Source organism: Paramagnetospirillum kuznetsovii (assembly GCF_003284725.1).
GTDB lineage: Bacteria > Pseudomonadota > Alphaproteobacteria > Rhodospirillales > Magnetospirillaceae > Phaeospirillum > Phaeospirillum kuznetsovii.
Genome location: NZ_PGTO01000015.1, coordinates 17852 through 42037, shown reverse-complemented (window position 1 = coordinate 42037; position 24186 = coordinate 17852). Strand labels below are relative to the sequence as shown.

At 65.5% G+C, this 24186-nt stretch carries 27 protein-coding genes; 10 read left to right on the top strand and 17 right to left on the bottom strand.

The window, feature by feature from the left end; genetic code table 11:
• Positions 1-62: 62 nt before the first annotated feature.
• From parA to CU669_RS15905, 3 genes are read left to right on the top strand one after another with little or no spacing between them, the layout of a single operon-like run.
• Positions 63-707 carry a ParA family partition ATPase gene (gene parA / locus CU669_RS15915; protein ID WP_112146481.1) on the top strand — a complete coding sequence of 215 codons (645 nt, stop codon included), beginning with the start codon at positions 63-65 and terminating at the stop codon, positions 705-707.
• Positions 708-712: 5 nt separating this feature from the next.
• On the top strand, positions 713-1186 hold the full coding sequence (locus CU669_RS15910; RefSeq protein ID WP_112146478.1) for a hypothetical protein: 474 nt from the start codon (positions 713-715) through the stop codon (positions 1184-1186).
• A gap of 20 nt (positions 1187-1206) precedes the next feature.
• The gene (locus CU669_RS15905; protein ID WP_112146476.1) at positions 1207-1809 is read left to right on the top strand and encodes an NUDIX domain-containing protein; all 603 of its coding nucleotides are present in this window, start codon (positions 1207-1209) and stop codon (positions 1807-1809) included.
• Here CU669_RS15905 and CU669_RS15900 read toward each other — a convergent pair.
• Positions 1806-3029 (bottom strand): nucleoside recognition domain-containing protein, encoded by a 1224-nt coding sequence (locus tag CU669_RS15900; protein ID WP_192884627.1) that lies wholly within the window; start codon positions 3027-3029, stop codon positions 1806-1808. The genes CU669_RS15905 and CU669_RS15900 overlap by 4 nt on opposite strands.
• A 93-nt stretch (positions 3030-3122) precedes the next feature.
• Between CU669_RS15900 and CU669_RS15895 the strand changes: the two genes are divergently transcribed.
• On the top strand, positions 3123-3719 hold the full coding sequence (locus tag CU669_RS15895) for a hypothetical protein (RefSeq protein WP_239988747.1): 597 nt from the start codon (positions 3123-3125) through the stop codon (positions 3717-3719).
• On the opposite strand, the gene CU669_RS15890 is transcribed toward CU669_RS15895, so the two are convergent.
• The 4 genes from CU669_RS15890 to CU669_RS15875 all read right to left on the bottom strand — a co-directional run bounded on the left by CU669_RS15890 (position 3712) and on the right by CU669_RS15875 (position 6114).
• Positions 3712-4431 (bottom strand): LrgB family protein, encoded by a 720-nt coding sequence (locus CU669_RS15890; protein ID WP_112146474.1) that lies wholly within the window; start codon positions 4429-4431, stop codon positions 3712-3714. The genes CU669_RS15895 and CU669_RS15890 overlap by 8 nt on opposite strands.
• Complete coding sequence (locus CU669_RS15885; RefSeq protein WP_112146472.1) at positions 4428-4781, bottom strand: CidA/LrgA family protein; 354 nt, start codon at positions 4779-4781, stop codon at positions 4428-4430. The genes CU669_RS15890 and CU669_RS15885 overlap by 4 nt, the downstream gene beginning before the upstream one ends.
• Positions 4782-4818: 37 nt before the next feature.
• Entirely contained in the window at positions 4819-5601 is a 783-nt protein-coding gene (locus tag CU669_RS15880; RefSeq protein WP_112146470.1) for a DNA-binding response regulator, read from the bottom strand.
• Between the two features lie 78 nt (positions 5602-5679).
• On the bottom strand, positions 5680-6114 hold the full coding sequence (locus CU669_RS15875) for an Rrf2 family transcriptional regulator (RefSeq protein ID WP_112146553.1): 435 nt from the start codon (positions 6112-6114) through the stop codon (positions 5680-5682).
• A gap of 191 nt (positions 6115-6305) precedes the next feature.
• Between CU669_RS15875 and CU669_RS15870 the strand changes: the two genes are divergently transcribed.
• Complete coding sequence (locus CU669_RS15870; RefSeq protein ID WP_112146468.1) at positions 6306-9245, top strand: hybrid sensor histidine kinase/response regulator; 2940 nt, start codon at positions 6306-6308, stop codon at positions 9243-9245.
• Positions 9246-9324: 79 nt separating this feature from the next.
• The gene (locus tag CU669_RS15865) at positions 9325-10410 is read left to right on the top strand and encodes a hypothetical protein (protein ID WP_239988746.1); all 1086 of its coding nucleotides are present in this window, start codon (positions 9325-9327) and stop codon (positions 10408-10410) included.
• A gap of 121 nt (positions 10411-10531) precedes the next feature.
• Here the strand turns inward: CU669_RS15865 and CU669_RS15860 are convergent, their stop codons facing one another.
• On the bottom strand, positions 10532-11311 hold the full coding sequence (locus CU669_RS15860; RefSeq protein WP_112146466.1) for an enoyl-CoA hydratase/isomerase family protein: 780 nt from the start codon (positions 11309-11311) through the stop codon (positions 10532-10534).
• 115 nt (positions 11312-11426) lie between these two features.
• Here CU669_RS15860 and CU669_RS15855 point away from each other — a divergent pair, with 115 nt between their 5' ends.
• Positions 11427-12119 (top strand): orotate phosphoribosyltransferase, encoded by a 693-nt coding sequence (locus CU669_RS15855; RefSeq protein ID WP_112146464.1) that lies wholly within the window; start codon positions 11427-11429, stop codon positions 12117-12119.
• Here CU669_RS15855 and CU669_RS15850 read toward each other — a convergent pair whose 3' ends face one another.
• Positions 12120-12392, bottom strand: coding sequence for a SemiSWEET transporter (locus CU669_RS15850; protein WP_112146462.1), 273 nt, complete (start codon positions 12390-12392; stop codon positions 12120-12122). It lies immediately after the preceding gene.
• Positions 12393-12547: 155 nt separating this feature from the next.
• On the opposite strand from CU669_RS15850, the gene CU669_RS15845 reads away from it, so the two are divergent.
• The 3 genes from CU669_RS15845 to der are packed head-to-tail and all read left to right on the top strand — an operon-like array spanning position 12548 to position 16007.
• Positions 12548-13231 (top strand): tetratricopeptide repeat protein, encoded by a 684-nt coding sequence (locus CU669_RS15845; protein WP_112146460.1) that lies wholly within the window; start codon positions 12548-12550, stop codon positions 13229-13231.
• A 21-nt stretch (positions 13232-13252) separates the two neighbouring features.
• Positions 13253-14569, top strand: a complete 1317-nt coding sequence (locus CU669_RS15840; RefSeq protein WP_239988745.1) for an outer membrane protein assembly factor BamB family protein — start codon at positions 13253-13255, stop codon at positions 14567-14569.
• A 37-nt stretch (positions 14570-14606) separates the two neighbouring features.
• Complete coding sequence (der, locus tag CU669_RS15835) at positions 14607-16007, top strand: ribosome biogenesis GTPase Der (protein ID WP_112146456.1); 1401 nt, start codon at positions 14607-14609, stop codon at positions 16005-16007.
• Between the two features lie 6 nt (positions 16008-16013).
• On the opposite strand, the gene pobA is transcribed toward der, so the two are convergent.
• The 10 genes from pobA to ligK are packed head-to-tail and all read right to left on the bottom strand — an operon-like array spanning position 16014 to position 24170.
• On the bottom strand, positions 16014-17189 hold the full coding sequence (gene pobA, locus CU669_RS15830) for a 4-hydroxybenzoate 3-monooxygenase (RefSeq protein WP_112146550.1): 1176 nt from the start codon (positions 17187-17189) through the stop codon (positions 16014-16016).
• Positions 17190-17209: 20 nt separating this feature from the next.
• Positions 17210-18049: a class III extradiol dioxygenase family protein gene (locus tag CU669_RS15825; protein ID WP_112146455.1), complete on the bottom strand. Its 840-nt coding sequence runs from the start codon at positions 18047-18049 to the stop codon at positions 17210-17212.
• Positions 18049-18405 (bottom strand): protocatechuate 4,5-dioxygenase subunit alpha, encoded by a 357-nt coding sequence (locus CU669_RS15820; protein WP_112146453.1) that lies wholly within the window; start codon positions 18403-18405, stop codon positions 18049-18051. Before CU669_RS15820 ends, CU669_RS15825 begins: the two co-directional genes overlap by 1 nt.
• 22 nt (positions 18406-18427) lie before the next feature.
• Positions 18428-19417 (bottom strand): aldo/keto reductase, encoded by a 990-nt coding sequence (locus CU669_RS15815; protein ID WP_112146451.1) that lies wholly within the window; start codon positions 19415-19417, stop codon positions 18428-18430.
• Positions 19418-19424: 7 nt separating this feature from the next.
• Positions 19425-20378: a Gfo/Idh/MocA family oxidoreductase gene (locus tag CU669_RS15810; RefSeq protein WP_112146449.1), complete on the bottom strand. Its 954-nt coding sequence runs from the start codon at positions 20376-20378 to the stop codon at positions 19425-19427.
• The gene (locus tag CU669_RS15805) at positions 20375-21217 is read right to left on the bottom strand and encodes a class III extradiol dioxygenase subunit beta (protein WP_112146447.1); all 843 of its coding nucleotides are present in this window, start codon (positions 21215-21217) and stop codon (positions 20375-20377) included. The genes CU669_RS15810 and CU669_RS15805 overlap by 4 nt, the downstream gene beginning before the upstream one ends.
• Before the next feature lie 3 nt (positions 21218-21220).
• Entirely contained in the window at positions 21221-21652 is a 432-nt protein-coding gene (gene ligA / locus CU669_RS15800) for a protocatechuate 4,5-dioxygenase subunit alpha (protein ID WP_112146445.1), read from the bottom strand.
• Position 21653: 1 nt separating this feature from the next.
• Positions 21654-22568 carry an amidohydrolase family protein gene (locus CU669_RS15795; protein WP_112146443.1) on the bottom strand — a complete coding sequence of 305 codons (915 nt, stop codon included), beginning with the start codon at positions 22566-22568 and terminating at the stop codon, positions 21654-21656.
• The gene (locus tag CU669_RS15790; RefSeq protein WP_112146441.1) at positions 22565-23485 is read right to left on the bottom strand and encodes an NAD(P)-dependent oxidoreductase; all 921 of its coding nucleotides are present in this window, start codon (positions 23483-23485) and stop codon (positions 22565-22567) included. Before CU669_RS15790 ends, CU669_RS15795 begins: the two co-directional genes overlap by 4 nt.
• Positions 23475-24170 carry a 4-carboxy-4-hydroxy-2-oxoadipate aldolase/oxaloacetate decarboxylase gene (ligK, locus tag CU669_RS15785; RefSeq protein WP_112146439.1) on the bottom strand — a complete coding sequence of 232 codons (696 nt, stop codon included), beginning with the start codon at positions 24168-24170 and terminating at the stop codon, positions 23475-23477. The genes CU669_RS15790 and ligK overlap by 11 nt, the downstream gene beginning before the upstream one ends.
• Positions 24171-24186 lie beyond the last annotated feature (16 nt).

Genomic DNA, 24186 nt, shown 5'->3' with positions numbered 1-24186 from the left:
GCCTTGCAAAATGACGCCAAAGGGCTAGCCTTCCTTCCATCGGTTTCAATCAGGGGGACGCCATGTCGGCCAAGGCCGTGACCATCGCCCAGCAGAAGGGCGGCGCGGGAAAGACCACCATCGCGGCGCAATTGGCCGTGACCTATGCTCGTGCGGGCATGCGGGTCGGATTGCTGGATATCGATCCGCAGGGCTCGCTGGCGGCATGGTACGACATCCGCAAGGCGCTGGTGGACGATACCGGCGGCGGCATCACCTTCGTGCAGGCCTCGGGCTGGCGGCTGTCCACCGAGCTGGAACGCTTGAAGCGCGACGTGGATCTGGTGCTGATCGACAGCCCGCCCCATGCCGAGACCGAGGTGCGCATCGCGGTGCGCGCCGCCGACCTGATCTTGGTGCCCATGCAGCCTTCGCCCATGGATCTGTGGGCCACCGGCCCCACCCTGGAGATGGCGCGCAAGGAGAAGTCTCCGGCCCTGATGGTCTTCAACCGGACTCCGTCGCGCGGCAAGCTGGTGGATGCGGTTCGCCGCAAGATCGCCGATGCCGAGGTTCCGGTGGCGGCCTCCGTCCTGGGCAACCGCGTTGCCTTCGCCGCCTCCATGATGGAGGGCAAGGGCGTATTGGAAAGCAATCCGCGCCATACCGCCACCAAGGAAATCAAGGCCTTGGCCGACGAGATCGCGGCCAAGCTGGGTTTGGGGTAAGCGAGATGGACTACACTTACGGACTGGCCATGGGGATCCATACCTTGGCGGCGGTGGTCTGGGTCGGTGGAATGTTCTTCGCCCATGTGATCCTGCGTCCGGTCCTGGGAGAGTTGGAGCCTGCCCAGCGTCTGGGTGTATGGCGCCAAGTGCTGCCGCGCTTCTTCACCTTCGTCTGGATCAGCATCATCGGTCTGTTGGCGACCGGCTATGGCGTGCTGCTGTTCGGCTTTCGCGGCGGGTTCTCAGGCGGTCCCAGCCATGTGGACGTCATGCAGTTGTCCGGCCTGGTCATGATGGGACTGTATGTGCAACTGTTCTTCGGCCCCTGGCAGGGCTTCAAGCGGGCCTTCGCCGCCGGGGATTTCCCCAAGACCGCCGAATATCAGGCGCGGATCCGCCACATCGTCACCATCAACCTGATCCTGGGGATGCTGACCATTTTCATCGGGACCGTGGGCTCCCTGCTGGGAACCTGAGTTGATCGAAGAGGGCGAGCTTGGACGCAAAGACCGACGTTGAAATCCTCGGCCGGGATACCGTGTTCAAGGGCTATTTCCGCATCGACCGCTATCGCCTGCGGCATCGCACCTTCGCGGGCGGCTGGACCCAGGTCATGGAGCGCGAGATTTTCGAGCGCGGCCATTCCGTGGTGGTGCTGCTCTACGATCCCGACCGCGACCAGGTGGTGCTGATCGAACAGTTCCGTTGCGGCGCCCTGGCGGCGGGGTGGCATCCCTGGCTGATCGAATGCGTGGCGGGAATCATCGACGAGGGCGAGCATCCCGACGATGTGGCGCGGCGCGAAACCGCCGAGGAGGCGGGCGCCGAGCCTACCGACATGATGCGCATCGGCGATTATCTGGTGACCGCCGGAGGCTCGTCCGAGACGGTCAGGCTGTACTGCGCCCGCGTCGATGCCTCGGGGGTATCGGGCTTTCACGGCCTCGAGCACGAGGGCGAGGATATCCGCGCCTTCGTGGTCTCCACCGACGAAGCCTATGCCATGGTCAAGGACGGCCGCATCAACAACGCCATGGCCGCCGTCGCCATTCAATGGCTGATGCTGGAAAAATCCGACCTGCGCAAGCGCTGGGCCTAGAACATCACGCCGCACACCACCACCGCCGCCACCAGGGCGGCGAAGTCGGCGATCAGGCCCACCGCCAGGGCGTGGCGGATGCGGCGGACCTGCACCGCGCCGAAATAGACCGCCAGCACGTAGAAAGTGGTCTCGGTGGAGCCGTAGATGGTGCCGAGCAGGGTTCCCAGATAGCCGTCCGGACCGATGGACGCATCCTTGAGATGGGCCGCCAGCAAGCCATAGGAGCCCGATCCCGACAAGGTGCGCATGACCGCCATGGTCAGCGCCTCGGCGGGCAGGCCCAACGGCGCCGTCAGTTGCCCCAGCGGCCGCAGCACCAGATCCATGGCGCCGGAGGCGCGGAACATGCCGATGGCGACCAGGATGGCCACCAGATAGGGAATGATGCGCACGGCGACGGCGAAGCCTTCCTTGGCGCCTTCGACGAAGCATTCATAGATGCGCACCCGCCGCGCCGCGCCGTAGAGCAGCAGGCCGGCCACCAGCCCCGGCATGATCCAGGGACCGATGACGCGGCCATTGGCCAATAGCAGCGGAATGGCGCCCAGCAGGCCCGCCAGGGCCAGCAGGCTGGGCCACAGTGACGCGGACGACGCCTGCACGGGGGGCGGCGCGGCCGGGTCCGGCCACCACAGCCCTTGCAGGCTCTTGGCGGCGATGATGGCCACCGTGGCGGCGACCAGGGTGGCGACCAGGGTGGGCGCCACCACATTGGTGGGATCGGCGGCGCCCAGCGAGGCGCGTAGCGCGATCACCTTGGTGGGAAGCAAGGTGACTCCGGCGGTGTTGATGGCGAGAAACAGCACCTGGGCATTGCTGGCGGTGCCCTTGCGGGGGTTCAGCGCCTCGAGATGCTCCATGGCGCGGATGCCGAAGGGCGTGGCGGCATTGCCCAGGCCCAGCAGATTGGCGGCGACATTCATCACCATGGCCCCCATGGCGGGATGGCCGGTCGGGATTTCAGGGAACAGGCGGCGCAACGGCGGTTCCAGCAGGCGGGCGGTGGCGGCGAGCAGGCCGCCCTCCTCGGCCACCTTCATCAGGCCGAGGAACAGCGCCATGATCCCCACCAGCCCCAGCACCAGCGGAACGGCGGCGGCGGCGGCGTCGATGACGGCGGCGGACAGGGATTCCATGGCGCCGTGGGTTCCGGACAGCTCCGCCATGGCCGAGACCAGGAACGAGCCGACGACAAGGACGAGAAAGACGATGTTCACGCAATGGATCCGGTCGGTTTCACACTGTCACCTTGCCGCCTCGCCCGCGTCGTTGTAAAGCTCGACGCATCGGGTTTCGGTTTGGCGGGGATCATGCGTCAGGCGTTGTTCATGGGGTGCATTGCCGCCGCTCTGGCCTTGTCGGGGCTTTCGGCGACGGCGACGGAGTCGGTTGCCACCCGCATGGAGGCCGCCAAGGCCGCCCATGCCAGGGGCGACATCGCCCGCGCCGCTAGCGAACTGGAAGCGGTCATCGCCGATCTGCACGGCCGTCTCGGCAAGGCGCTGGCGGAGTTCCTGCCCGCGCCACTGGCCTCGTGGCAGGCAGAGGCCCCTGAGACCCAGGGGCTGGCCAGCGCGGGCGGCGGCTTTGCCGTCAGCCGCGCCTATGCCCGCGATGACGCAAGTCTCAACGCCACCTTGATTCTGGACAGCCCGGCGGTCTCGTCCGCCGCCTTGCAATTCGCCGCCAACGCACCGGCCCAGCCCAATATGCGCCGGGTCAAGATCGGGGGCGAGGACGCGCTGTTGCGCTGGGACGCGACCAATCGGGCGGGCGAGATCATGCTTATCCTGGGCAACCGGGTGCTGCTGCAGATCGAGGGCGACAGCCTGGGCAGCAGCGATCTTCTGGTGGATGCCGCCAAGGGCTGGAATATCTCCGGGATCAGGAAATATCTGGCTATCTGATCCAGCTATGGATCAGGGGAACCAGCACGGCGGTGACCAGACCGGTCAGGCCGATGGCCAAGCCGCCGAAAGCGCCCGCCGTCTCGCTCATCTGCAGCGCCCGCACCGTGCCGATGCCGTGGGAGGCGATGCCCATGGCGAGGCCGCGCGCCGCCTGATCGCGCACCCGCGCCATGTCCAGGATCCAGCCACCGGTGACGGCGCCGAACACCCCGGTCAGCATCACCATGACCGCCGTCAGCGACGGAATGCCGCCGATGCGTTCGGTGACGCCCATGGCGATGGGAATGGTCACCGACTTGGCGGCCAGGGAGAGCAGGATCTTCTCCGATCCGCCCATGGCCCAGGCGATCAGCACGGCGCTGCCACCCGCCATCAGCGCGCCCACCAGAACCACCGCCAGTACCGCCGCCCATGAACGGCGCAGCAAGGGCAACTGGTTGTAGAGCGGCACCGCCAGGGCCACCGTCGCCGGTCCCAGCAGGAAGTGAACGAACTGCGCCCCGTCGAAATAGGTGCGGTACTCGGTGCCGGTGGCCATCAGGAAGCCGGCGATCATGGAGACCGAAATCAGGATGGGATTGAGCAGCGGCGAACGGCCGCCGCGCTCGAATATCCACATGGCCGCCTGATAGGCCAGCAAGGTGGAGGTCAGCCCCAGCAGGGGCGAGGTGGAGAGATAGACCCAGATGCTGGTCAGATCGCCGCTCATGCCGCGTCTTCCCGCTTGTGACGGCTCAAGGCCTGCATCAGGCGCCCGGCGACGACGATGGTGGCGACGGTGCTGCCCAGGACGGCCGCCGTGATGGGAAGGATTTCAGCCCAGATGGCGGCCAGATGGACCATGACGCCGACGCTGGCCGGAATGAACAGCAGGGCGAAATTACCCAGAATGGCACGAACGGATTGCTCCATGGTGGTTGGGACACGCCCGCGGATCACCAGTCCCAGGAACAGGATCACCATCCCCACCACGGGGCCGGGAAGCGGCAGTCCCAGCAGGCGAACGACGACCTCGCCCGCCAACTGGCACAGCAACAGAATGGTCAGGGAACCCAGCATGGCTATCTCCGGTCGCGTGCCGCCGGGTGACAGAATGTCAGGTGATTTCGAACCGCGCCAGGGTCTCGGCGAGATCGTCGCCGAACTGCGGTCCCTTGCGGATCACCGCCGCGCGGGCGGGCAGACCCCTTAGCTTGGGATTGCCCCACTCGTAGCTGGTGAACAGAGCGAACGGAATCTGCTGGGTGGGCATCATGGCGGCCAGGGCATTGCCCAGGTCGATGCCCGACAGCAGCCCCAATTCCATGGACGCCAGCACCATGTCGGGACGGGTGCGAACCACCGTCTCGATGGCGGCGAATCCGTCGCGGATGGTGGATGTGCGATAGCCGCAGGCGGCCAATTCGCGCTCGACGATGCGCGACATGGCCTTTTCCGGCAGCACCAGCAGGATCTCGACGTTCTTCTTCTCGATCTTGCCGAAGTCGATGTCGGCGGAGCGCTTGGCGGGCAGGGCGCGCACCACGGCGGGCGCGTCGGTTTCCGAGACATGTTCGCCGTCGGCCAGCTTCTCGATCTTGTCGACGAACACCTGGATTTCATCCAGCTCGGCGCTGCCGACCGCCTTCAGATCTCCCATGTATTCGTCCAGCCGGTGGGTCACCAGCTTGATCATGGGCAGGTTGAGGCCCTGGGCGTGGCTGCGCAGATTGCTCGCCTCGCGCTTGAGTGTCGCCAAGCCTTCGTCGGCGGGTACACTGTGGGAGCGGAGGTTCCCGAGCAAAACCTGCAATTGGCTGGCGGTGTCGCGCAACTCGTCCAGAAACTCGTTGATGACCCTCAGTTCGTTTTCGTTGTCAGCGATATCGGAAGTGGACATGACTTTCCCCCAGTGAAGACCCCCGTCCCAGGGATACACTGAATTGCGACGCCAAGAAACCCGCCGTTTAGTTTGTGCTTATTCAGCGGCGGCGGCGGCGGCGCTGCGCTGGGTCGCCAGCATGTCGGCCAAGGTATAGCGGTTCAATTCCGCGAAGAAGGCCCGCAATCCGGCCGACAGCGCGTCATGGGCGATGCACTGACCGCTGAGGCGGCATTCGGCCGAGGATTCGCAACGCATGCAGCGCACCAGCGAAAAATCTTCCTCGGTGTCGCGGATGAAGTCGCCGAGGCGGATGTCGTCGGGCTGCCGCAGCAGCCGGACGCCGCCATATTTGCCGCGCACGGTCTCAAGATATCCGATGCGCCCCAACTGATGGACGACCTTGGTCAAATGATTCTTGGAAATGCCATAGCAATCGGCAATCTCGGTAATGGTGACGAGATCGCCGTTGCGCAGCCCGACATGGACCAAAACCCGCATGGCGTAGTCGGTATGCAACGTGAGGCGCATGGCCGCGCACATCCATTCTAAAATTGAAATCGGAGAACATGCTGGAGGAATGTTTGATTTTGGTCAAGTGAAACCCTTTCTGTTGGGATCGGCCCGGTGGTCCCGCAACATGGCTTCCCCCTTGGGCTGCGGGCGGCTACCATGGGTGTGACGCGTCGCCCGGCGCCTTGGGGAAGGGGAAGCCGTCTCTGATGTCCACGCAACGGCTCATTCGCTGGATCAGATCCCTGCCCATCGCATGGCGTATCCCGCTTGTGGTGGCCATGAACGTGTTCGTCGCCCTGGCGGTGGGGGGGCTGGGATGGCATGCCGCCTCGGTCATCAACGGCGATCTCGTCCAATTGCGCACGGTCCAGCGCCAGACCAGCGGGCTGGCCGATATCGACGTCCATGCCGGACGGCTGCAAGGGCTGATTCGGCAGTATCTCGCCAATCCCTCCGATGATCTTCTCAAGGAGGCCATGCGCCGGTCCGAGGAGTTGTTCGTCGCCATGGGCGACGCGACGGCCCATGAAAATCCTTTGTCCAACGACGCGGTGGCCATGCACGAGGCGGCGCGCAAATTCGTCGGCGGGTTTCAGACCTTGAAGGCGGTCAACGCCGACATTTCGCGACTTTATGAAAGCCAAGTCTTGCAGACCACCAGCGAGATGTCCGGGCTTTACGCCATTCTCAATTCCACCGCGCGGACGCGCAGCGGCGATCTGCTGGCACCGGCCCTGGTGAAGTCGCATGAAAACTTCGTCGAAACGCTGATCGCCATCAACGTGTTTTACTTCAACGGAAATCCCATTCGCGCCGTCGGCGCCCATGCCAGCCTGGAACGCATGACCGACACCATGCCGGTCTTGCAGGGCCTGGCCGGAAACGATCTTCAGCGCGACGCCTTGCAGGTGCTGGCGCAGCGGGCCCGTACCCTGGCCGGGGCCATCGATGCCATGTCGCGTGGCTTCGAGGAGCGCTCGCGCATTCTGACCGACGAGGTCGACGCCAGTCAGGCGGCCATGTCCGGCGCTATCGACCGGCTGATCGCCCAGGGCCGCGCCCGCGAGGAGACGCTTCAGCGACGCTCCCACGAGCAACTGGTGCGCTTGGGAGGCGTGGGCGCCGTGGCGGCCCTTCTGCTGCTGGCCGCCAGCGCCTGGATCAGCTGGATGATCGGCCAATCCATCCGTGGCCCGTTGCTCAGCCTGCGAGGCGCCATGGAAGCGGGAGCGGAAGGGGATTGGACCCAGGAAGTGGAGGATCGCGACCTCGATGATGAATTGGCGGCCATGGCCCGCACCGTCGAGGTGTTCAAGCAAAACTCGGTGGAACGCCGTCGGTTGGAGGAAGAGAAGGCGGAATCCGAGCGGTGGGAAGGCGAGGCCAAGCGCCGCACGCTTCAGGATCTGCTTGCCCAGATGGAGGCCCACGAATTCCCTCAATCCTTTTCGCGGCCGGTGGCCGCCGCGCCCGAGACCGAGGCCGCCGAGATCGCCGCCGTGTTCAATCGCGTGCTGGCCAAATTCCATGACGCCACGGGGGATCGCGATTCCGCCATCCATGCCCTGACCAGCGCAAAGGAGGCCGCCGAATCCGCCAATCTGGCCAAATCGTCGTTCCTGGCCGCCATGAGCCATGAAATCCGCACGCCCATGAATGGCGTGGTGGGATTGCTGGAACTTCTCGGCCTCACCCCCCTGGATCAGGATCAGCGCGCGCTGATCGCGACCACCCGCGAATCCGGTCTCGCCCTGTTGCGGATCATCGACGACGTTCTGGACTTCTCCAAGATCGAGGCGGGCCGCATGGAGCTTGAACGGGTGCCGGTGTCGCTGGCCCAGCTCATGGACGGCGTCGTCCATCTGGTGGGACCGGCGGCGGCGGCCAAGGGACTGACCATGACCGCCTTCGCCGATCCCGGGCTGCCCGCCCTGGTGATGGCCGATCCGACGCGGCTGCGCCAGATCCTCTTCAACCTGACCGGCAATGCCATCAAGTTCACCGCCCAGGGGCGCGTCAGCATCCATGCTGAACGGGCCGGTCGGACCGAGGATGGCCGGATATTGGTGCATCTGCGGATCATCGATACGGGTATCGGGATCGCCGCGGATATTCGCGATCGGCTGTTTCAGCCTTTCTCCCAGGCGGAATCCTCGACCACCCGGCGTTTCGGCGGCACCGGCCTGGGCCTGTCCATTACCCAGCGCTTGGTGGATCTGATGGAGGGGACCGCCGGTTTCGAAAGCCAACCGGGCCTGGGCTCCACCTTCTGGTGCAGCCTGCCTTTGGCCGCCTTGGAGGATGCGGATGGAGAATATCCGGCCAAGGCGGACTTCCTGGGTCTGCGGGTGCTGGTGGTCGATCCCGAGACCGAGGAGCGGGCCTTGATCGCCCAGCAGGCCGAAAGGGCTGGGGCGGCGGTGGTGCGGGTTCCCGGCGTCAGGGAGGCCTTGGCGGCTTCCAGCAAGGCGGCATCGACCCAGGCGCCGTTCGACGTGGCGCTGCTGTCGACCGCCGGGCTCGATGCCGCTCAATTGCCGTCATTGGGCGCGACGCCGCTGATCTTCGTCGATTCGGGCGATGCCAACCGGTTCGCGCTTGAACGTCTGCCCCATTGCGTCGGTTTCCTGGGGCGTCCCCTGACCCGGACGCAAATTCTGGAAGCCGCCGCCTGGACCACCCGAGCCTCGCCGGTCAGCCGCGCCGTCTGCGCGCCCTCGCTGCCGCCGGTCAGCGCCGCAGAGCCCGCCTGGGACGGCGCGCCCATCCTGGTGGCCGAGGATCATCCGGTGAACCAGGAGGTCATTTGCCGCCAATTGCGGACACTGGGCTACGCGGTGGAGCTTCACCCCGATGGCGCGACCGCCCTGGCCGCATGGCGGGAGCGGCCCTTCGCCGCCGTGGTCTCCGACTGCCACATGCCGGTGATGGACGGATTCCATCTGACCGCCGCCATCCGTGAGGCCGAGGCGCTGGCCGGTGACGGTGGTCACATTCCCATCATCGCCCTGACCGCCAATGCGCTGTCGGGCGAGGCCGAGCGCTGCATCGCGGCGGGCATGGATTTCTACCTCGCCAAGCCGGTGGATCTGGCCCGTCTGAAGGAGGCGCTGGATCAATTGGTGCGGACGCCCTCTGTAACTTAAGTGAACAACTTGTCAACAAAAGTCGATTGTTTGCATACGCGTTCTGGCTTAGTCTGTAGTAAATTTGGGATAAACAGGCATGCCTCGCGACGACGTCGCCTCGAAGAGAGTGACCGTTGGCCGAACCGATAAGGTGCTTGGCCATGGCGATGCCATCCGCTTCATCAACGAGACGCTGAAGGGACCGGTTGCCGAAATCTTCCGCGCGCTGGTCCCGGCCTTCGGCGATATCGCCGGGCCGGACTTCTACGACACCGTGATGGCCAGTTCGGAACTGCTGCACGGCTGCATCCTGATCTTCCGCCGCCACCGCGACCAGTTCCGCTCGCTGCTGGTGGACGCGCGCGGCCGTCCGGTCAACGACGACTTCGTGCAGCTTCGCTGCGGCCGTTCCGTTCACGACATCATCGCCATGATCGTGCGCACCCATGCCAAGCGTCACTTCAAGGAGACCTTGGGCGGCGATCCCAATGATCCGAAGTCGCGGGCCGGGCGCATGTATCAGGCCATGAACGAATACCTGATCCACGACTGGCAGGTGCCTTTGGTGCCCCATTACGCCCCCATGCCGGTGGAAAAGGTGTTGGAAATGGGGCCGCGCATCCTTGACGTGCGCGAGGCTGAGCTGTTGGACGCCATTACCGCCGCCGCCTCGGGCTGGTCGTCGCCCCCTCCGTCCCATGGGCTTCCCGCGACGCGGCCGCCGCTGCCGCCCCGCTTCGAGGTCGGTGCCCCCGCCCAATCGGCCACGGTGGTCGCCCGTCGCGGCGGCGCCTTCATGCCGGTGGCCTCGGTGCAGTCCTTCTCGGGGACGCCGCAGGAAGAGTTCTGGTGGGAAGCCATGACCGACAAGAAGGCGGTCGAGGTGCTGGGAAGCCGCAGCGGCCACGAGATGCGCGAGATGGTCGCCGCCCTGGCCGGAGTCAACGAGACGGTTCGTTCCGAACTGTTCGCCGGGCTGTCGCTGTCCACGGTCCAGGCGGCGGTGTGCCTGTCCACCGCCTATCGGGTGATGGGCCGCAACGTCTTCAATCAGGTGTTCGGCATGCCCGGCAAGGCCCAAATGGTGGAAGCCGTCGCCGGTCGCATGCGCAAGCGCAACGTCAATTCCCGCACCGAGTTGAAGGCCCTGGTCGGCCTCACCGAAGGCGCGGTGCGGGGGTGAGGTGCGGGCGAGACGCCCGCGCTCCGGCACGCTTGCCTCGTTCGGAGCGCGGGCATCCTGCCCGCTTGCCTCTTTTGGAGCGCGGGCATCCTGCCCGCAGGCCCCCCTATTTCGCCCCCCCCTATTCCGCGGTGAAGACCGGCTTGCGCTTGGCGCGAAAGGCGGCCAGTCCCTCGGCATAGTCCTTGGTGGACAAGAAGCGATAGCACTCGTCCAATTCCGCATCCGAGACCGGCTTGGGATCGTCCAGGCGCGCGATGAAGGCCTTGTGCCAGCGATTGGCCAGCGGCGCCCCGGCGGCGATGCGCTTGGCGGTGGCGGCAATCTCGGCCTCCATGGCGGCATCCTCGACCACCCGGTTGACCAGACCCTTGGCGAAGGCCTCGTCGGCGTCGAACACCCGGCCTTCCAACAGGATTTCCAGCGCCACGGCGGGGCCGACCACCCGATGGATGGACGCCAGTTCGGGATAGGCCATCACCACCGAGATCTTGTTGATGGGAACCCCGAACTTGCCCGACCTGGCCGAGATGCGCAGGTCGCAGCAGGTGGCCAGTTCCAGGGCGCCGCCGACGCAAGGCCCCCAGATGGCGGCGACCACCGGCTGCGGACAGGCGCGCACCGCGTTCAATGCGCCGCGCATGATGACGTCATAGGCCTTGGCCTGATCGGCATTGGCCCGCAGCGTGTCGAATTCCTCGATATCGGCGCCGGGCGCGAAGGCCTTGTCACCGGCGCCGCGCAGGATGACCACATGGATCGACGTGTCGGCGGCGATGGCGGTAAAAGCCTCGGTCAGTCCGCGCCACATGGGGAGATTCAGGGCATTCATGCGGTCGGGACGGTTCAGGGTCACGGTGGCGATGGCGCCGTCGCGGCTGGTCTGGATCACGTCGGACATTGCGATTCCTTGTGTTGTCATCTTGCAGGAAACCGCGATTGTGCCTATAGAGCCCAGATGAAAAAACTGTTTTGTGGCCGATGGCCACGAGCGGCTAGGCGAGAGGGCTCAGAACATGGCACAAACCGTTTCCCGTACCCCCGAGCAGAAGCAGGCGGCGCTGACCACGGCGCGCATTCTGCTGGAGATCAAGGCGGTCAATTTCCGCCCGGAAGAGCCCTATATCCTGACCTCGGGCTGGGCCAGCCCGGTCTATGTGGATTGCCGCAAGGTGATCTCGTTTCCCCGCGCCCGGGCCAAGATCAGCGAGCTGATGTCGGCGGCCATCCTGCGCGAGGTGGGCTACGAATCCTCCGACGCCATCGCGGGCGGCGAGACGGCGGGCATTCCCTATGCCGCCTGGGTGTCCGACCGGCTGGCGCTGCCCATGCTCTACATCCGCAAGAAGCCGAAGGGTTTCGGCCGCAACGCCCAGATCGAAGGCGACTTCAAGGACGGCGACCGGGTGGTGCTGGTGGAGGATCTCGCCTCGGACGGCGCCTCCAAGGTCAATTTCGTCAACGCCCTGCGCCAGGCGGGCGCCAAGGTGGATCATTCCTTCGTGGTGTTCTTCTACGGCGTCTTCCCCGGCGCCCTGAAGAGCCTGGAAGAGATCGGCGTCAGCATGGGCTATCTGTGCAATTGGTGGGACGTGCTGGAAGTGGTCGAGGAAGAAGGCCAGTTCGACCGCCGTGCCGTGGAAGAAGTCCGCTCCTTCCTGCATGATCCGGTGCAATGGTCCGGTCTGCACGGCGGCCGCAAGGAGTAGTCACTCCTTGCGCAGGTTGCGGATCTTCAGCACCAGGATGGTGCCGGCCAGGACAAGGGTAGGGATGTTGGCGGCCACGATGGGCCATGCGCCGAGCAGGAGTCCGTAGATCGTCCACAAAGCCACGCCGGTGCAGAACGCCAGCCACATGGCCAGCGAAATATCGCGGGTTTGGCCGGATCGCAGGGTCTTGAGCACCTGGGGTACGAAGGACGCGGTGGTCAGAATTCCGGCGGCCGCGCCAAGCAGGTCGATGGGGGTGGGCCAGGACATAGCGGGCTCCAAGGTGGCCGGATCGTCCGCCGGGGTAGCCGGTCGCTTGGACGGCGTCAATACGCTTCGTCGAATCCCCTGTTTGCCAAGGGGCGTCGCACGGACTATCTTACGGCGCGGGTGCCGCGTAGGCCGAGCCCGAGGGAGAGTGATTCTTGACCGACAAGACCGATGATGCCGCCACCGACCTCCTGATCAAGGAAGTCGACGAAGACCTCAGGCAGGAACAACTTGAGCAGACGTGGAAGAAGTACGGCAGCCTGATCACCGGCGGTGCCGTGGCCATCGTGCTGGCCGTGGCCGGTTGGCAGGGCTGGACCTCCTACGACCTCAAGCAGCGTCAGGCGTCGTCATTGCGCTATGCGGAAGCGGCCGGTCTGGCGGAACAGGGCCGCAAGGACGAGGCCACCGAGACGCTGGAAAAGCTCAAATCCGATGGAACCAAGGGCTATCGCGCCCTGGCGGATATGCGTCTGGCCGATCTGAAGCAGCAGGCGGGCGACTTCCTGGGCGCCGCCGCGCTCTATCAGCGCTTGGCGGCCGATTCCGGCGTGGACAAGGTCTATCGCGACATGGCCACCATCCGGGCCGCTTATCTGGTGGTCGATACCGCCGATCCGGCGGCGCTGGACAAGTCGCTGGAGCCGCTGGCCGCCGAATCAAGTTCCTGGCGCCATTCCGCCCGTGAAATTCAGGCGCTGACGGCATTGAAGCGCGGCGACGATGCCCGCGCCGCCGACCTATTCGCGAAAATCGCCGAGGATGCCGCCGCGCCGCAGGGACTTCGGACCCGCGCCGCCGAAATGTTGGCGGCCACCAGCCAACGCGCCAGGAGCTGAACACCCATGGGGATGTGCGTCATGCCGCGCCGGATCGTCGGAGTCTTGATCGCAGTGATGGCGCTGTCCGCCTGCGACAGTTGGCTGGGCGAGAACAAGCCGCCGCCGCTGCCCGGCAAGCGTATCAGCATCCTCGCCCGCGAGAAGATCGCCGAGCCCGAGATTTCCGGCCCGGTGGGCAAGATCGTGCTGCCGCCGCCCGAGGACAATGACGACTGGCCCCAGGCCGGTGGCTATTCCAACCACGCCATGCACCACACCGTGGTGGCTGACTCGCTGCGCCAGGCTTGGAGCAGCAGCATCGGCGACGGTTCGGGCAAGCGCCGCAAGTTGCTGGCACAGCCCATCATGGCCGAAGGCAAGCTGTTCGCCGTCGATTCCTCGTCCGAGGTCAGTGCCTTCGATGCCGGGACCGGCAAGCGGTTGTGGAAGGTGGACATCACCCCCAAGGATACCTCCGACTCCTATACCAGTGGCGGCCTCGCCTATGAGGACGGACAGGTTTTCGTCGCCACTGGCTTCGCCCAGGTGGTGGCGCTGGACGCGCGGACCGGCAAGATCGACTGGCGTCAGTCGGTGTCGGGCCCCATGCGCGGCGCTCCTACCGTTCGCGGCGGCCGCGTCTTCGCCGTGACGGTGGACAACCAGACCCATGCCCTGGCCGCCGAGGATGGCAGCCTGCTGTGGACCCATTCCGGCATCTCCGAAGTCACCGGACTGCTGGCGGGCAACTCTCCGGCGGTGGACGGCAATGTGGTGGTGGTGCCCTATACCTCGGGCGAGCTGTTCGCCCTGAAGGTGGAAAACGGCGGCGTCATTTGGCAGGACTCGCTGATCACCATTCGCCGCACCGAGAATGTGGGCGCCCTGATGGATATTCGCGGCCGTCCCGTGATCGATCGCGGCCGTGTCTATGCCATCGGCAACGGCGACCTGATGGTCTGCCTTGACCTGCGGACCGGGCGGCGGCTGTGGGAAAAGGAAATCGGCGGGGTTCAAAGCCCGTGGATCGGCGGTGATTACCTCTTTCTCATCACCAACAACAACGAAGTGGTGGCGCTGGAGGCCAAGACCGGCCGCATCAATTGGGTGACCCAGATGCAGAGCTGGCAAAAGCCCAAGGACAAGGAAGGCCGTATCCTGTGGTCCGGTCCGGTGCTGGCCTCGGATCGTCTGATCGTGGGCTCATCCGACGGCAAGCTGGTGTCGCTGTCGCCCTATTCCGGCGATATGCTGGGCTGGGAGGAAGCCCCCGACGGGGTCAGCATCTCTCCCATCGTGGCCAACGGCACCCTGTATTTCCTGACCGACGACGCCGACCTCGTCGCTTATCGTTAAAAGGAGCACCCCGGTTTCGGGGGCTAAGCAAAACCTCATGCCGTTCACCGTCGCCATCATCGGCCGCCCCAATGTGGGCAAGTCCACCCTGTTCAATCGACTGGTGGGCCGCAAGCTCGCCATCGTGCACGACCTTCCCGGTGTCACCCGCGACCGCCGCGAGGGGCGCGCCAGCCTTATGGGAATGGACTTCCACGTGGTCGATACCGCCGGTTTCGAGGACGAGGGCGGCGACAGCATCGAGGCCCGCATGCGCCGCCAGACCGATCTGGCGGTGGGCGAGGCCGACGTGGCCCTGCTGCTGATCGATTCCAGGGCGGGCGTCACGCCGCTGGACCGTCATTTCGCCGACCATCTTCGCCGCCTGCCGACCCCGGTGATCCTGGTGGCCAATAAATGCGAAGGCAAGGCGGGCGCGCCCGGCCTCTACGAGTCCTACGGCCTCGGCATGGGCGAACCGGTGCCGGTCTCGGCCGAGCACGGCGAGGGCATGTACGAGCTGTTCGAGGCTCTGCGTCCTTATGCCGAGAAGGCCGGTGCCCTGGACGACGAGGACGAGGACGACGACTTCTTCGCCGAACCGGTACCCGAGGCCGATGACGCCGAACCCGATCCAGGCCGCCCGCTGACCATGGTCATCGTGGGGCGTCCCAATGTGGGAAAGTCGACTCTGGGTAACCAGTTGCTGGGGCAGGATCGTCTGCTGACCGGGCCGGAAGCCGGGCTGACCCGCGACGCCATCGCGGTGGAATGGCTGCATCGCGACCGCCCGGTCAAGCTGGTCGATACCGCCGGGCTGCGCAAGAAGGCCCAGATCAGCGACGCCATCGAAAAGCTGTCGGTCAGCAACACCATCGAATCCATCCGTCGCTCCGAAGTTGTGGTGCTGGTGATGGATGCCGCCGCCATTCTCGACAAGCAGGATCTGACCATCGCCCGTCTGGTGGTGGAGGAGGGCCGCGCCCTGGTCATCGCCATCAACAAATGGGATGTGGTGGACGACCCCCAGACGGCGCTGAAGCGCCTGCGCGACCGGCTGGAGACTTCGCTGCCCCAGGCCAAGGGAATCACCACCGTCACCCTGTCCGCCCTGACGGGGCGCGGTGTCGACCGGCTGATGGACGCGGTGATCGAGACCTGGGATACCTGGAACAAGCGCATTCCCACCGCCGGGTTGAACCGCTGGCTGGAAGAGGTCATCGACCGGCATCCGCCGCCAGCCCTGCCGGGCGGTCGGCGCTACAAGATCCGCTACATGACCCAGGCCAAGGCGCGGCCGCCGACCTTCGTGCTGTTCGCGACCAAGCCCGACCAGTTGCCGGAATCCTATGTCCGCTACCTGATCAATGGCTTGCGCGAAGCCTTCAAGCTGCCCGGCGTGCCGATCCGCCTGTTCGTGCGCGGCGGCAAGAATCCCTATGCGGAAAAAGATAAGTAGCCGCGATCAGTCCTCGAACGGCAATCCCACGTAATTCTCCGCCAGCGTCGTCCGCCCGGCATGGGAGGCGATGACATAATCCAGTTCGGCTTCGAGTGCCCGTTGCTCGAAGGGATTGGTGTCGGGGAAGCGGTGCAGCAGATTGGTCATCCACCACGAGAACCGCTCCGCCTTCCAAATGCGCCGCAGGCAGCGGGCCGAATAGTGGTCGATTCCCGCCGTGCTGCCGCCGAAGAACTCGATGAAGGCCCGGGCAAGATAGCGCACGTCCGATGCCGCCAGGTTCAATCCCTTGGCCCCGGTGGGCGGCACGATATGGGCGGCGTCGCCCGCCAGGAACAGGCGGCCGAACCGCATGGGTTCCGCCACGAAACTGCGTAGCGGCGCGATGCTTTTTTCCAAAGACTTGCCGGTGACCAGATCCGCCGCCGCTTGCGGGTCGAGACGACGGCGTAATTCGTCCCAGAAGCGGTCGTCCGACCACTCCTCGACCTTCTCGGTCAGGGCGCATTGCAGGTAATAGCGCGACCGCGTGCGCGAGCGCATGCTGCACAGCGCGAAGCCGCGTTCGTGGGTGGCGTAGATCAGTTCCTCGGCCACCGGCGGCGTATCGGACAACAGCCCCAGCCAACCGAACGGGTAGACCCGCTCGAAATTGGTGATGGCGGTCTTGGGCACGCTGGCGCGGCAGACACCGTGGAAGCCGTCGCAACCGGCGATGACGTCGCATTGGACCTCGTGGCGGAGTCCGTCTTTGAGATAGCTGACACGGGGATGGTCGGTGTCGAAATCCGCGACGGCGACCTCCTTGGCCTCGTAGACCGTGGCAAGGCCCGCCGCCTTGCGGGCGTCCATCAGGTCGCGGGTCAATTCGGTCTGGCCATAGACCATCACCTGCTTGCCGCCGGTCAGGCCGTGCAGGTCGATGCGGTGGCGGGTGCCGCCGATCAGCAGTTCGATGCCGTTGTGGGCCAAGCCCTCGGCGTGCATGCGCGCGCCGACTCCCGCCTCGTCGAGCAGGTCGACCGCCACCTGCTCGAGCACCCCGGCCCGGATGCGGCCCAGCACATAGTCCGGCGTGTGGGCTTCGAGGATGATGGCCTCGATTCCGGCTTTGTGCAGGAGCTGGCCCAGAATAAGTCCCGATGGACCTGCTCCGATGATGGCGACTTGGACTCTCATGATGCGTCCTCGCTTGTTGGTCACACCACTTCCATGGCCAGCAGGCCGGAGGCGGTGTTGGAGATGGGGATATGGTAGTTGGCGTGAACCTTGGTTACTTCGCCCCCAAGCGCGCCCCGGGTGGTCAGCCAATTCAGCAGTTCGACCCCCTGGGTGCCGGTCAGTTCCACCAGATCGGGAACGGAATAGCGGGTCACCCACAGCGGGTCGGTCACCAGCTTGTCCATGAACATCAGGTCGAATTCCTTGTTGATGAAACCGGCCCGTTGTCCGTCCAACTGATGGGACAGGCCGCCGGTGCCGATCACCACCACGCGGGCGTCGGAATCCCAGGACTCGATGGCCTTGCCGATGGCGCGTCCGAAATTGAAGCAGCGCGCCGCCGTCGGCAGCGGGAACTGCACCGTGTTGACGCAGACCGGCACCGTGCGCACCGGGCACTGCTTCTGATTGGGCCACAGCAGTTCCAGCGGCAGGGTGAAGGCGTGATCCACCAGCATTTCCTGGCAGGTGGTGATGTCGAATTCGTCCTCGATCAGCGATTCGATCATGTGCCACGACAGATCCTGATCGCCCGTGTAGGGCGGCAAGGTGGGAATGCCCCAGCCTTCGTCGGCGTTCTGGTATTGGGGCGCGGCGCCCACCGCGAAGGTCGGCATCTTATCGAGGAAGAAGTTCAATCCGTGGTCGTTGTAGACCACCACCGCCACGTCGGGCTTGACCTTGGCCAGCCAGTCGCGGACCGGCGGGAACCCGTCGAAGAACGGCTTCCAATAGGCATCCTGCTGAAGGTTGTTGGCGATGGCGCGCCCGATATAGGGCACATGGGTGACGTTGATGCCGCCGACGATCCTGGCCATCAGTTTTTCCCCGCTGCGATGAGTTTGGCCTGGAAGGCCTCCTTGGTCATTCCGGTCTGCTGGGCGCCGATATCCTGCATGTCCAGCTTGTAGATGCCGCCCAGCTTGGCCAGGAAATAGGCGTTGCCCCCGGCCGCGATCATGTCGAGCACATTGAGGTCGAAGACGGCCTTCTTCTGCTGTTCGTTCAGGCCGAACTTGGCGCAATAGCCGTCGCGGTCGGCCAGGAAGGCCTGACGGTTTTCCTCGGAGTTGAACGAGTAGCACATCTTGTTCAGCGCATAGCCCTTGCGGGCCTGATCGCCGTCGAAGATGGTGGTGCCGGGGATCACCCGCTTTTGCTTTCCGGTGGTCATGACGCTCCTCCAGTTGTTCGAATTAGAATTCTTCGGTGTCGATTTCTTGTTGGGTCGCCGCGTTGTATCGCGGCCCTGTGACCGTCTTCTGATTGATGAGGGCGTCCAGTGTCCGGATCGTCGCCTCTTCAAGCCTTACCGCCAGGCTGCCAAGATTGTCGTCGAGATGGTCGGGCGAACGGGTGCCCGGTATGGGAATGATGTCGCTGCCCTTGGCCAGCAACCAAGCCAAGGCCAATTGGGCCGGGCTGCACCCCATCTCGGCGGCCATGCGGCGGTATTCATCCAGCAAGGCGAGGTTGCGCCGGTAATTGGCGGGCTCGAAGCGCGGCATCTGGCGGCGGATGTCCTTGGCCTCCAGCTCCGTCTCGGGGTCGTGCAGACCGTCGGCCAGGAAGGCGCGGGCCAGCGGGCTGAAGGCGACGAAGGCGACACCCAGGTCGCGGCAGGCATCCAGCACCGCGATCTCGGGATTGCGGGTCCACAGGGAATATTCCGTCTGCAGGGCGGCGATGGGATGGACCGCATGGGCGCGCCGCAGGGTGGCGGCCGAGACTTCCGACAGGCCGATGGCCCTGATCTTGCCCGCCGTGACCAGATCGGCCAGGGCGCCGACGCTGTCCTCGATGGCCACCTGCTTGTCCCAGCGGTGCAGGTAGTAGAGGTCGATGACCTCGGTTTGCAGGCGCTTCAAGCTCTCGTCGCAGGTGCGCTTGATGGTCTCGGGACGGCCGTCGATGACCCGCTTGCCGTCGATTCCGGTCATGCCGCATTTGCTGGCCAGCACGATCTTGGAACGGTGCGGCTTCAATACGCGGCCCACCAGGGTCTCGTTGGCTCCGAAGCCGTACAGGGCGGCGGTGTCGAAGAGGGTGACGCCATGGTCCAGGGCGCGCAGCAGCAGCGCCTCGGCCGCCTCGGGGGAGGGGGGCGTGCCGTAGGCATGGCTGAGATTCATGCATCCCAAGCCCAGGGCGGAAACGTCGAACGGTCCGATGCGGCGCTGTTGCATGACGGGCCTATGTCAACTGCTGTTCGAGGACATGCAGGGTGCGGTAGCACGGCAGCACCTTGGCGACGCTGGCATTGGGCTCGCGGCCCTCGCGGATGGCGGCGATGAACTCGCGATCCTGCAGCTCGATGCCGTTCATGGAGACGTCCACCTTGGTGACGTCGATGGCCGCATCCTTGCCGTCGAACAGGTCGTCGTAGCGGGCGATATAGGTGCCGGTGTCGCCGATATAGCGGAAGAAGGTGCCCAGCGGCCCGTCGTTGTTGAAGGACAGCGACAGGGTGCAGATGGCGCCGGTGCTGCTCTTCAACTGGATGGACAGATCCATGGCGATGCCCAGTTCGGGGTGGATCGGGCCTTGCAGCGCGTTGGCGGCGACGATCTCGCCGCCGGTCTGATAGGCGAACAGATCCACCGTATGGGCGGCGTGGTGCCACAGCAGATGGTCGGTCCAGCAGCGCGGCTGGCCCAGGGCGTTGATGTTGGTGCGGCGGAAGAAATAGGTCTGCACATCCATCTGCTGGATGTTGAAGCCTCCACCCTTGATCTTGTTGTGGACCCACTGATGGCTGGGGTTGAAGCGGCGGGTATGGCCGCACATGGCGACGAGGCCGGTCTTCTTCTGAAGCGCGACCACCGCCTCGGCGTCGGCCAGATTGTCGGCCAGGGGGATTTCCACCATGACATGCTTGCCCGCCGCAAGGCAGGCCTGGGCCTGACCGGCGTGGAGCTGGGTGGGGGTGCACAGGATAACGGCGTCAACCTCCTTCAGCGCCAGGGCATCGGCCAAATCATGGCCCACATGGCCGATGCCGTATTTGGCCGCGACCTCCTCGGGCTTGTCCTCGGCCCGGCTGACCAGGGACACCACCCGCACCCCATCGATCAGCTTGAGGGCGTCCAGATGCTTGATGCCGAAAGCTCCGGCGCCGACCAGCGCCACGGTGATGGGCTTGCTCATGAGTTCTCCAGGATCAGATGGCCGACGGCGGTGTTGCTGGCGGGCACATGGTAGAAACGATGGACGACGCGCGGCGCTCGCTCGCTCATGGCGCCGCGGGCGATCAGCCACATGACCAGCTCGATGCCCTCGGAACCGGCCTCGCGCACATAATCGATGTGGGGCTTGCGGGACAGGGTCTCGGGATCGGCGATCAGCTGGTCGAGGAAGGCGGTATCGAAGTCGCGGTTGATGAGACCGGCGCGGGGGCCTTGCAACTGATGGCTCATGCCGCCGGTGCCCCAGACCTGCACGTTCAGCGGCGCATCGAAGGATTCGACCGCCTTGCGGATGGCTTGGCCCAGGGCGAGGCAGCGCCGCCCCGACGGCACCGGGTACTGCACCACATTGACCGCGAAGGGAATGACGGGGCAGGGCCAGGCATCCGGTTGGCCGAACATCAGCGACAGCGGCACCGTCAGCCCGTGATCCACATCCAATTTGTTGGCGATGGCGAGGTCGAAATCGTCCTGGATCACCGACTGGGCCATATGGGCGGCCAGTTCCGGGTGGCCCTGGACCATAGGCACCGGGCGCGGTCCCCAGCCTTCGTCGGCCGGTTTGAACTGGGCGGCGCAGCCGATGGCGAAGGTGGGGATCAGGTCCAGGCTGAAGGCGGTGGCGTGGTCGTTATAGACCAGGACGATCACGTCGGGCGTGTTGGCCCGCATCCAGGCCTTTGACGGCTCATAGCCCTGGAACACCGGCCGCCAGTAGGGCTCGGCGCTCTTGCCGAGGTCGAGGGCGGCGCCGATGGCGGGCACATGGGAGGTATAGACGCTGGCGGTGATGCGGGCCATGGCTCAGCTTCGCCCCTTGCCTTGAGGTTGACGATGGGCCTGGGCATCGCCGTCCTCGCCGATGAAGCGGTTGCCCTCGATGGAGCGGCCGCCGCCGATCATCATGTCGCGGTATTCCTCCTCGCTCATGCCGGTCATGGATCCCGCCATCTGCTGGAACGACTTGCCGTCGGTGGCGCCGATCTTGGCGAGGAAATAGATGTTGCCGCCAAGCGCGATGCAGCGGTTGAGGTCGCGGGCCAGCACCGCCTGCTTCTGCTCCTCGCTCATGGGCCACTGGTCGAGATAGCCGCGCTCATCGGCTTTGAAGCGGGCGCGGTTGTCGGCGGTCATCAGCGACATGCAGAACTGGTTGAGGTGATAGCCCCGCCGCGATTGCTCAGCATCGAAGATGGTGGTGCCGGGGATATCCCGATAGGGCTTGTTCAGGGCCACCTCAGACCTCCTCCGGCCAATAAAGCCGCATGGGATTGTCCACCAGCAGCTTGCGCCGAAGCTCGGGCGTCGCGGCGATATGGGGGATGAAGTCCACCAGCAGCCCGTCGTCGGGCATGTGATCCTTCAGATTGGGATGCGGCCAGTCGGTGCCCCACAGCACCCGGTCGGGGAAGGTCTCGACGATGGCCTTGGCGAAGGGCACCACGTCGGCATAGGCGGCGCGCTCGCCGCCCAACGCCTTGGGGCCGGACAGCGACAGCCGCTCGGGGCAGCTGACCTTGCTCCACACATTGGGGTAATCGCGCATGAACTTGACGAAAAGCTGGAATTCCGGCCCGTCCACCGGCTTGGACACGTCGGGGCGGCCCATATGGTCGACCACGATGGTGGTGGGCAGGGCGGTGAAGAAGTCCCACAGCTCGGGCAGGTCCACCGCCTCGAAATAGATCACCACATGCCAGCCCAGCGGCGCGATGCGCGACGCGATTTCCATCAACTCGTCCTTGGGGGTGAAGTCCACCAGCCGTTTGACGAAGTTGAAGCGGACACCGCGCACCCCGGCCTCGTGCATCGCCCGCAATTCACCGTCGGTCACCGAGCGCCGCACGGTGGCGATTCCGCGCGCCTTGCCGCCGGAATGGATCAGCGCATCCACCATGGCGCGGTTGTCGGCGCCGTGGCAGGTGGCCTGGACCACCACATTGCGGGCGAAGCCCAGATGGTCGCGCAGCGCGTAAAGCTGATGCTTGGAGGCGTCGCAGGGGGTGTATTTGCGTTCCGGCGCATAGGGGAATTCGGCGCCGGGGCCGAAGACGTGGCAATGGGCGTCCACCGCGCCAGGGGGCAGCTTGAAGGCCGGAATCGAGGGACCGGCATACCAGTCCAGCCAGCCGGGAGTCTTTTCAAAGCTCATGACGGCTCCTTCGCGTTTACGGCGGCCAGGACGCGGTCGGCTTCGGCGCGCCAGTCCTCGCTGCGGGCAAAACCGGGAGCGTCCTTGGCGCCAAACACTCCGGCATCGGCCAGATCGGCGACCCAGGCCTGACGGTCCGCCGTCCCTTGGGCCGACCACGGGGGCAGTCCGGCCTCGCGCACGGTTTCGGCCACTTCGCGCACTTCCTCGGCGCGGCGGCGGCCGTGCTGGATGACGCGCTGGAAGAAATAGGCCCCCAGCTTTTCCCAATCCATGCCGGGGAAGGTCTCGTAAAGGGAGGCGATCACCGCATCCTCGACGCCATGGGCGCGGGCCGCGGTGAAGCTCTCGATCACCATGGCCTCCAAGCCTTTGATCATCACGGAACGGCACATCTTGGTGGCCGAGGCGACGCCCAGGGTCGGGCTGGCGACCGAGGGCTTGAAGCCCAGGGCGGCGAGGGTGGGGGCCAGTTCGGTGGCATGGGGACCGCCCAGCAGCAGCGGCACCCGGATGCGATGGGGCGGCACCGAGGTCATCACCGCGCCTTCCACATAGCGGCCGCCCGCGCCATGGACGATGGCGCCCGCCTTGATCTTGGCGCCGGGCGAGGCGGAATTGAAATCCAGGAACCAGGCGCCGTCGCGCAATCCGGGGGCGCAGGCCTGGGCCACCGGCACCGCCTGGCTGGCGGTGACCGCCGAGATCACCAGATCGGCGCCCGCCGCCAGTTCGGCATGGCTGGCGGCCAGCTCGACGCCGTGCCGGGTGGCATGGTCGCGCAAGGCGGTATCGTTCTTGATATCGAAGGCCAGCACGGCCGCGACGCCCTGGGCGCGCAGATCCTCGGCGAGGATGCGTCCCACCTCGCCATAACCGACGAGGCCGACGGCGCGGATGGGCGCGTCAGTCCACATATTTCAGCCCCGCCTTGGCCAGGGCCGGGCGCATGTCGTACATGTCGAGTCCCAGTTCACCGGCGGCGAGGCGCCTGCGCTTGGAGGTCTCGTTGTTCTCGCGGGCCTCGGCGGCGTCGGCGGCGGCTTGCGCCACGGCGGCGGGAACCACCACCACCCCGTCGTCATCGGCCACCACCACATCGCCGGGATTGACCACGGCCCCGGCGCAGACCACCGGGATATTCACCGAGCCCAATGTCGCCTTGATGGTGCCCTTGGCGCTGATGGCCTTGGAGAACACCGGGAAATTCATCTCGGTCAGATCCTTCACGTCGCGCACCCCGGCGTCGATGATCAGGCCCAGGGCGCCCCGCGCCCGGAACGAGGTGGCTAGCAGGTCGCCGAAGAAGCCGTCGGTGCACTCGGCGGTGACGGCGGCGATGACCACGTCGCCGGGCTGCAACTGCTCGGCCGCCACATGCATCATCCAGTTGTCGCCGGGATGCAAAAGCACGGTGACGGCGGTGCCGCAGACATGGGCGCCGGTATAGATGGGCCGCATATAGGGCTTCATCAGGCCGACCCGGCCCATGGCTTCGTGGATGGTGGCGACACCGAAGCGCGACAACTTCTCGACGGCGGCCTTGTCGGCCCGGGTGATATTCCGTTTGACGATGCCGAGGTCGTTCATGATTGTGCTCATTCTCTTGTCCCTCAAT

Bases quoted from the DNA above. Each gene is read 5' to 3' on its own strand.
- parA (WP_112146481.1), top strand. From the start codon at position 63: ATGTCGGCCAAGGCCGTGACCATCGCCCAGCAGAAGGGCGGCGCGGGA.
- CU669_RS15910 (WP_112146478.1), top strand. From the start codon at position 713: ATGGACTACACTTACGGACTGGCCATGGGGATCCATACCTTGGCGGCG.
- CU669_RS15895 (WP_239988747.1), top strand. From the start codon at position 3,123: ATGCGTCAGGCGTTGTTCATGGGGTGCATTGCCGCCGCTCTGGCCTTG.
- CU669_RS15890 (WP_112146474.1), bottom strand. From the start codon at position 4,431: ATGAGCGGCGATCTGACCAGCATCTGGGTCTATCTCTCCACCTCGCCC.
- CU669_RS15885 (WP_112146472.1), bottom strand. From the start codon at position 4,781: ATGCTGGGTTCCCTGACCATTCTGTTGCTGTGCCAGTTGGCGGGCGAG.
- CU669_RS15880 (WP_112146470.1), bottom strand. From the start codon at position 5,601: ATGTCCACTTCCGATATCGCTGACAACGAAAACGAACTGAGGGTCATC.
- CU669_RS15875 (WP_112146553.1), bottom strand. From the start codon at position 6,114: ATGCGCCTCACGTTGCATACCGACTACGCCATGCGGGTTTTGGTCCAT.
- CU669_RS15870 (WP_112146468.1), top strand. From the start codon at position 6,306: ATGTCCACGCAACGGCTCATTCGCTGGATCAGATCCCTGCCCATCGCA.
- CU669_RS15865 (WP_239988746.1), top strand. From the start codon at position 9,325: ATGCCTCGCGACGACGTCGCCTCGAAGAGAGTGACCGTTGGCCGAACC.
- CU669_RS15860 (WP_112146466.1), bottom strand. From the start codon at position 11,311: ATGTCCGACGTGATCCAGACCAGCCGCGACGGCGCCATCGCCACCGTG.
- CU669_RS15855 (WP_112146464.1), top strand. From the start codon at position 11,427: ATGGCACAAACCGTTTCCCGTACCCCCGAGCAGAAGCAGGCGGCGCTG.
- CU669_RS15850 (WP_112146462.1), bottom strand. From the start codon at position 12,392: ATGTCCTGGCCCACCCCCATCGACCTGCTTGGCGCGGCCGCCGGAATT.
- CU669_RS15840 (WP_239988745.1), top strand. From the start codon at position 13,253: ATGCCGCGCCGGATCGTCGGAGTCTTGATCGCAGTGATGGCGCTGTCC.
- der (WP_112146456.1), top strand. From the start codon at position 14,607: ATGCCGTTCACCGTCGCCATCATCGGCCGCCCCAATGTGGGCAAGTCC.
- pobA (WP_112146550.1), bottom strand. From the start codon at position 17,189: ATGAGAGTCCAAGTCGCCATCATCGGAGCAGGTCCATCGGGACTTATT.
- CU669_RS15825 (WP_112146455.1), bottom strand. From the start codon at position 18,049: ATGGCCAGGATCGTCGGCGGCATCAACGTCACCCATGTGCCCTATATC.
- CU669_RS15820 (WP_112146453.1), bottom strand. From the start codon at position 18,405: ATGACCACCGGAAAGCAAAAGCGGGTGATCCCCGGCACCACCATCTTC.
- CU669_RS15815 (WP_112146451.1), bottom strand. From the start codon at position 19,417: ATGCAACAGCGCCGCATCGGACCGTTCGACGTTTCCGCCCTGGGCTTG.
- CU669_RS15810 (WP_112146449.1), bottom strand. From the start codon at position 20,378: ATGAGCAAGCCCATCACCGTGGCGCTGGTCGGCGCCGGAGCTTTCGGC.
- CU669_RS15805 (WP_112146447.1), bottom strand. From the start codon at position 21,217: ATGGCCCGCATCACCGCCAGCGTCTATACCTCCCATGTGCCCGCCATC.
- CU669_RS15795 (WP_112146443.1), bottom strand. From the start codon at position 22,568: ATGAGCTTTGAAAAGACTCCCGGCTGGCTGGACTGGTATGCCGGTCCC.
- CU669_RS15790 (WP_112146441.1), bottom strand. From the start codon at position 23,485: ATGTGGACTGACGCGCCCATCCGCGCCGTCGGCCTCGTCGGTTATGGC.
- ligK (WP_112146439.1), bottom strand. From the start codon at position 24,170: ATGAGCACAATCATGAACGACCTCGGCATCGTCAAACGGAATATCACC.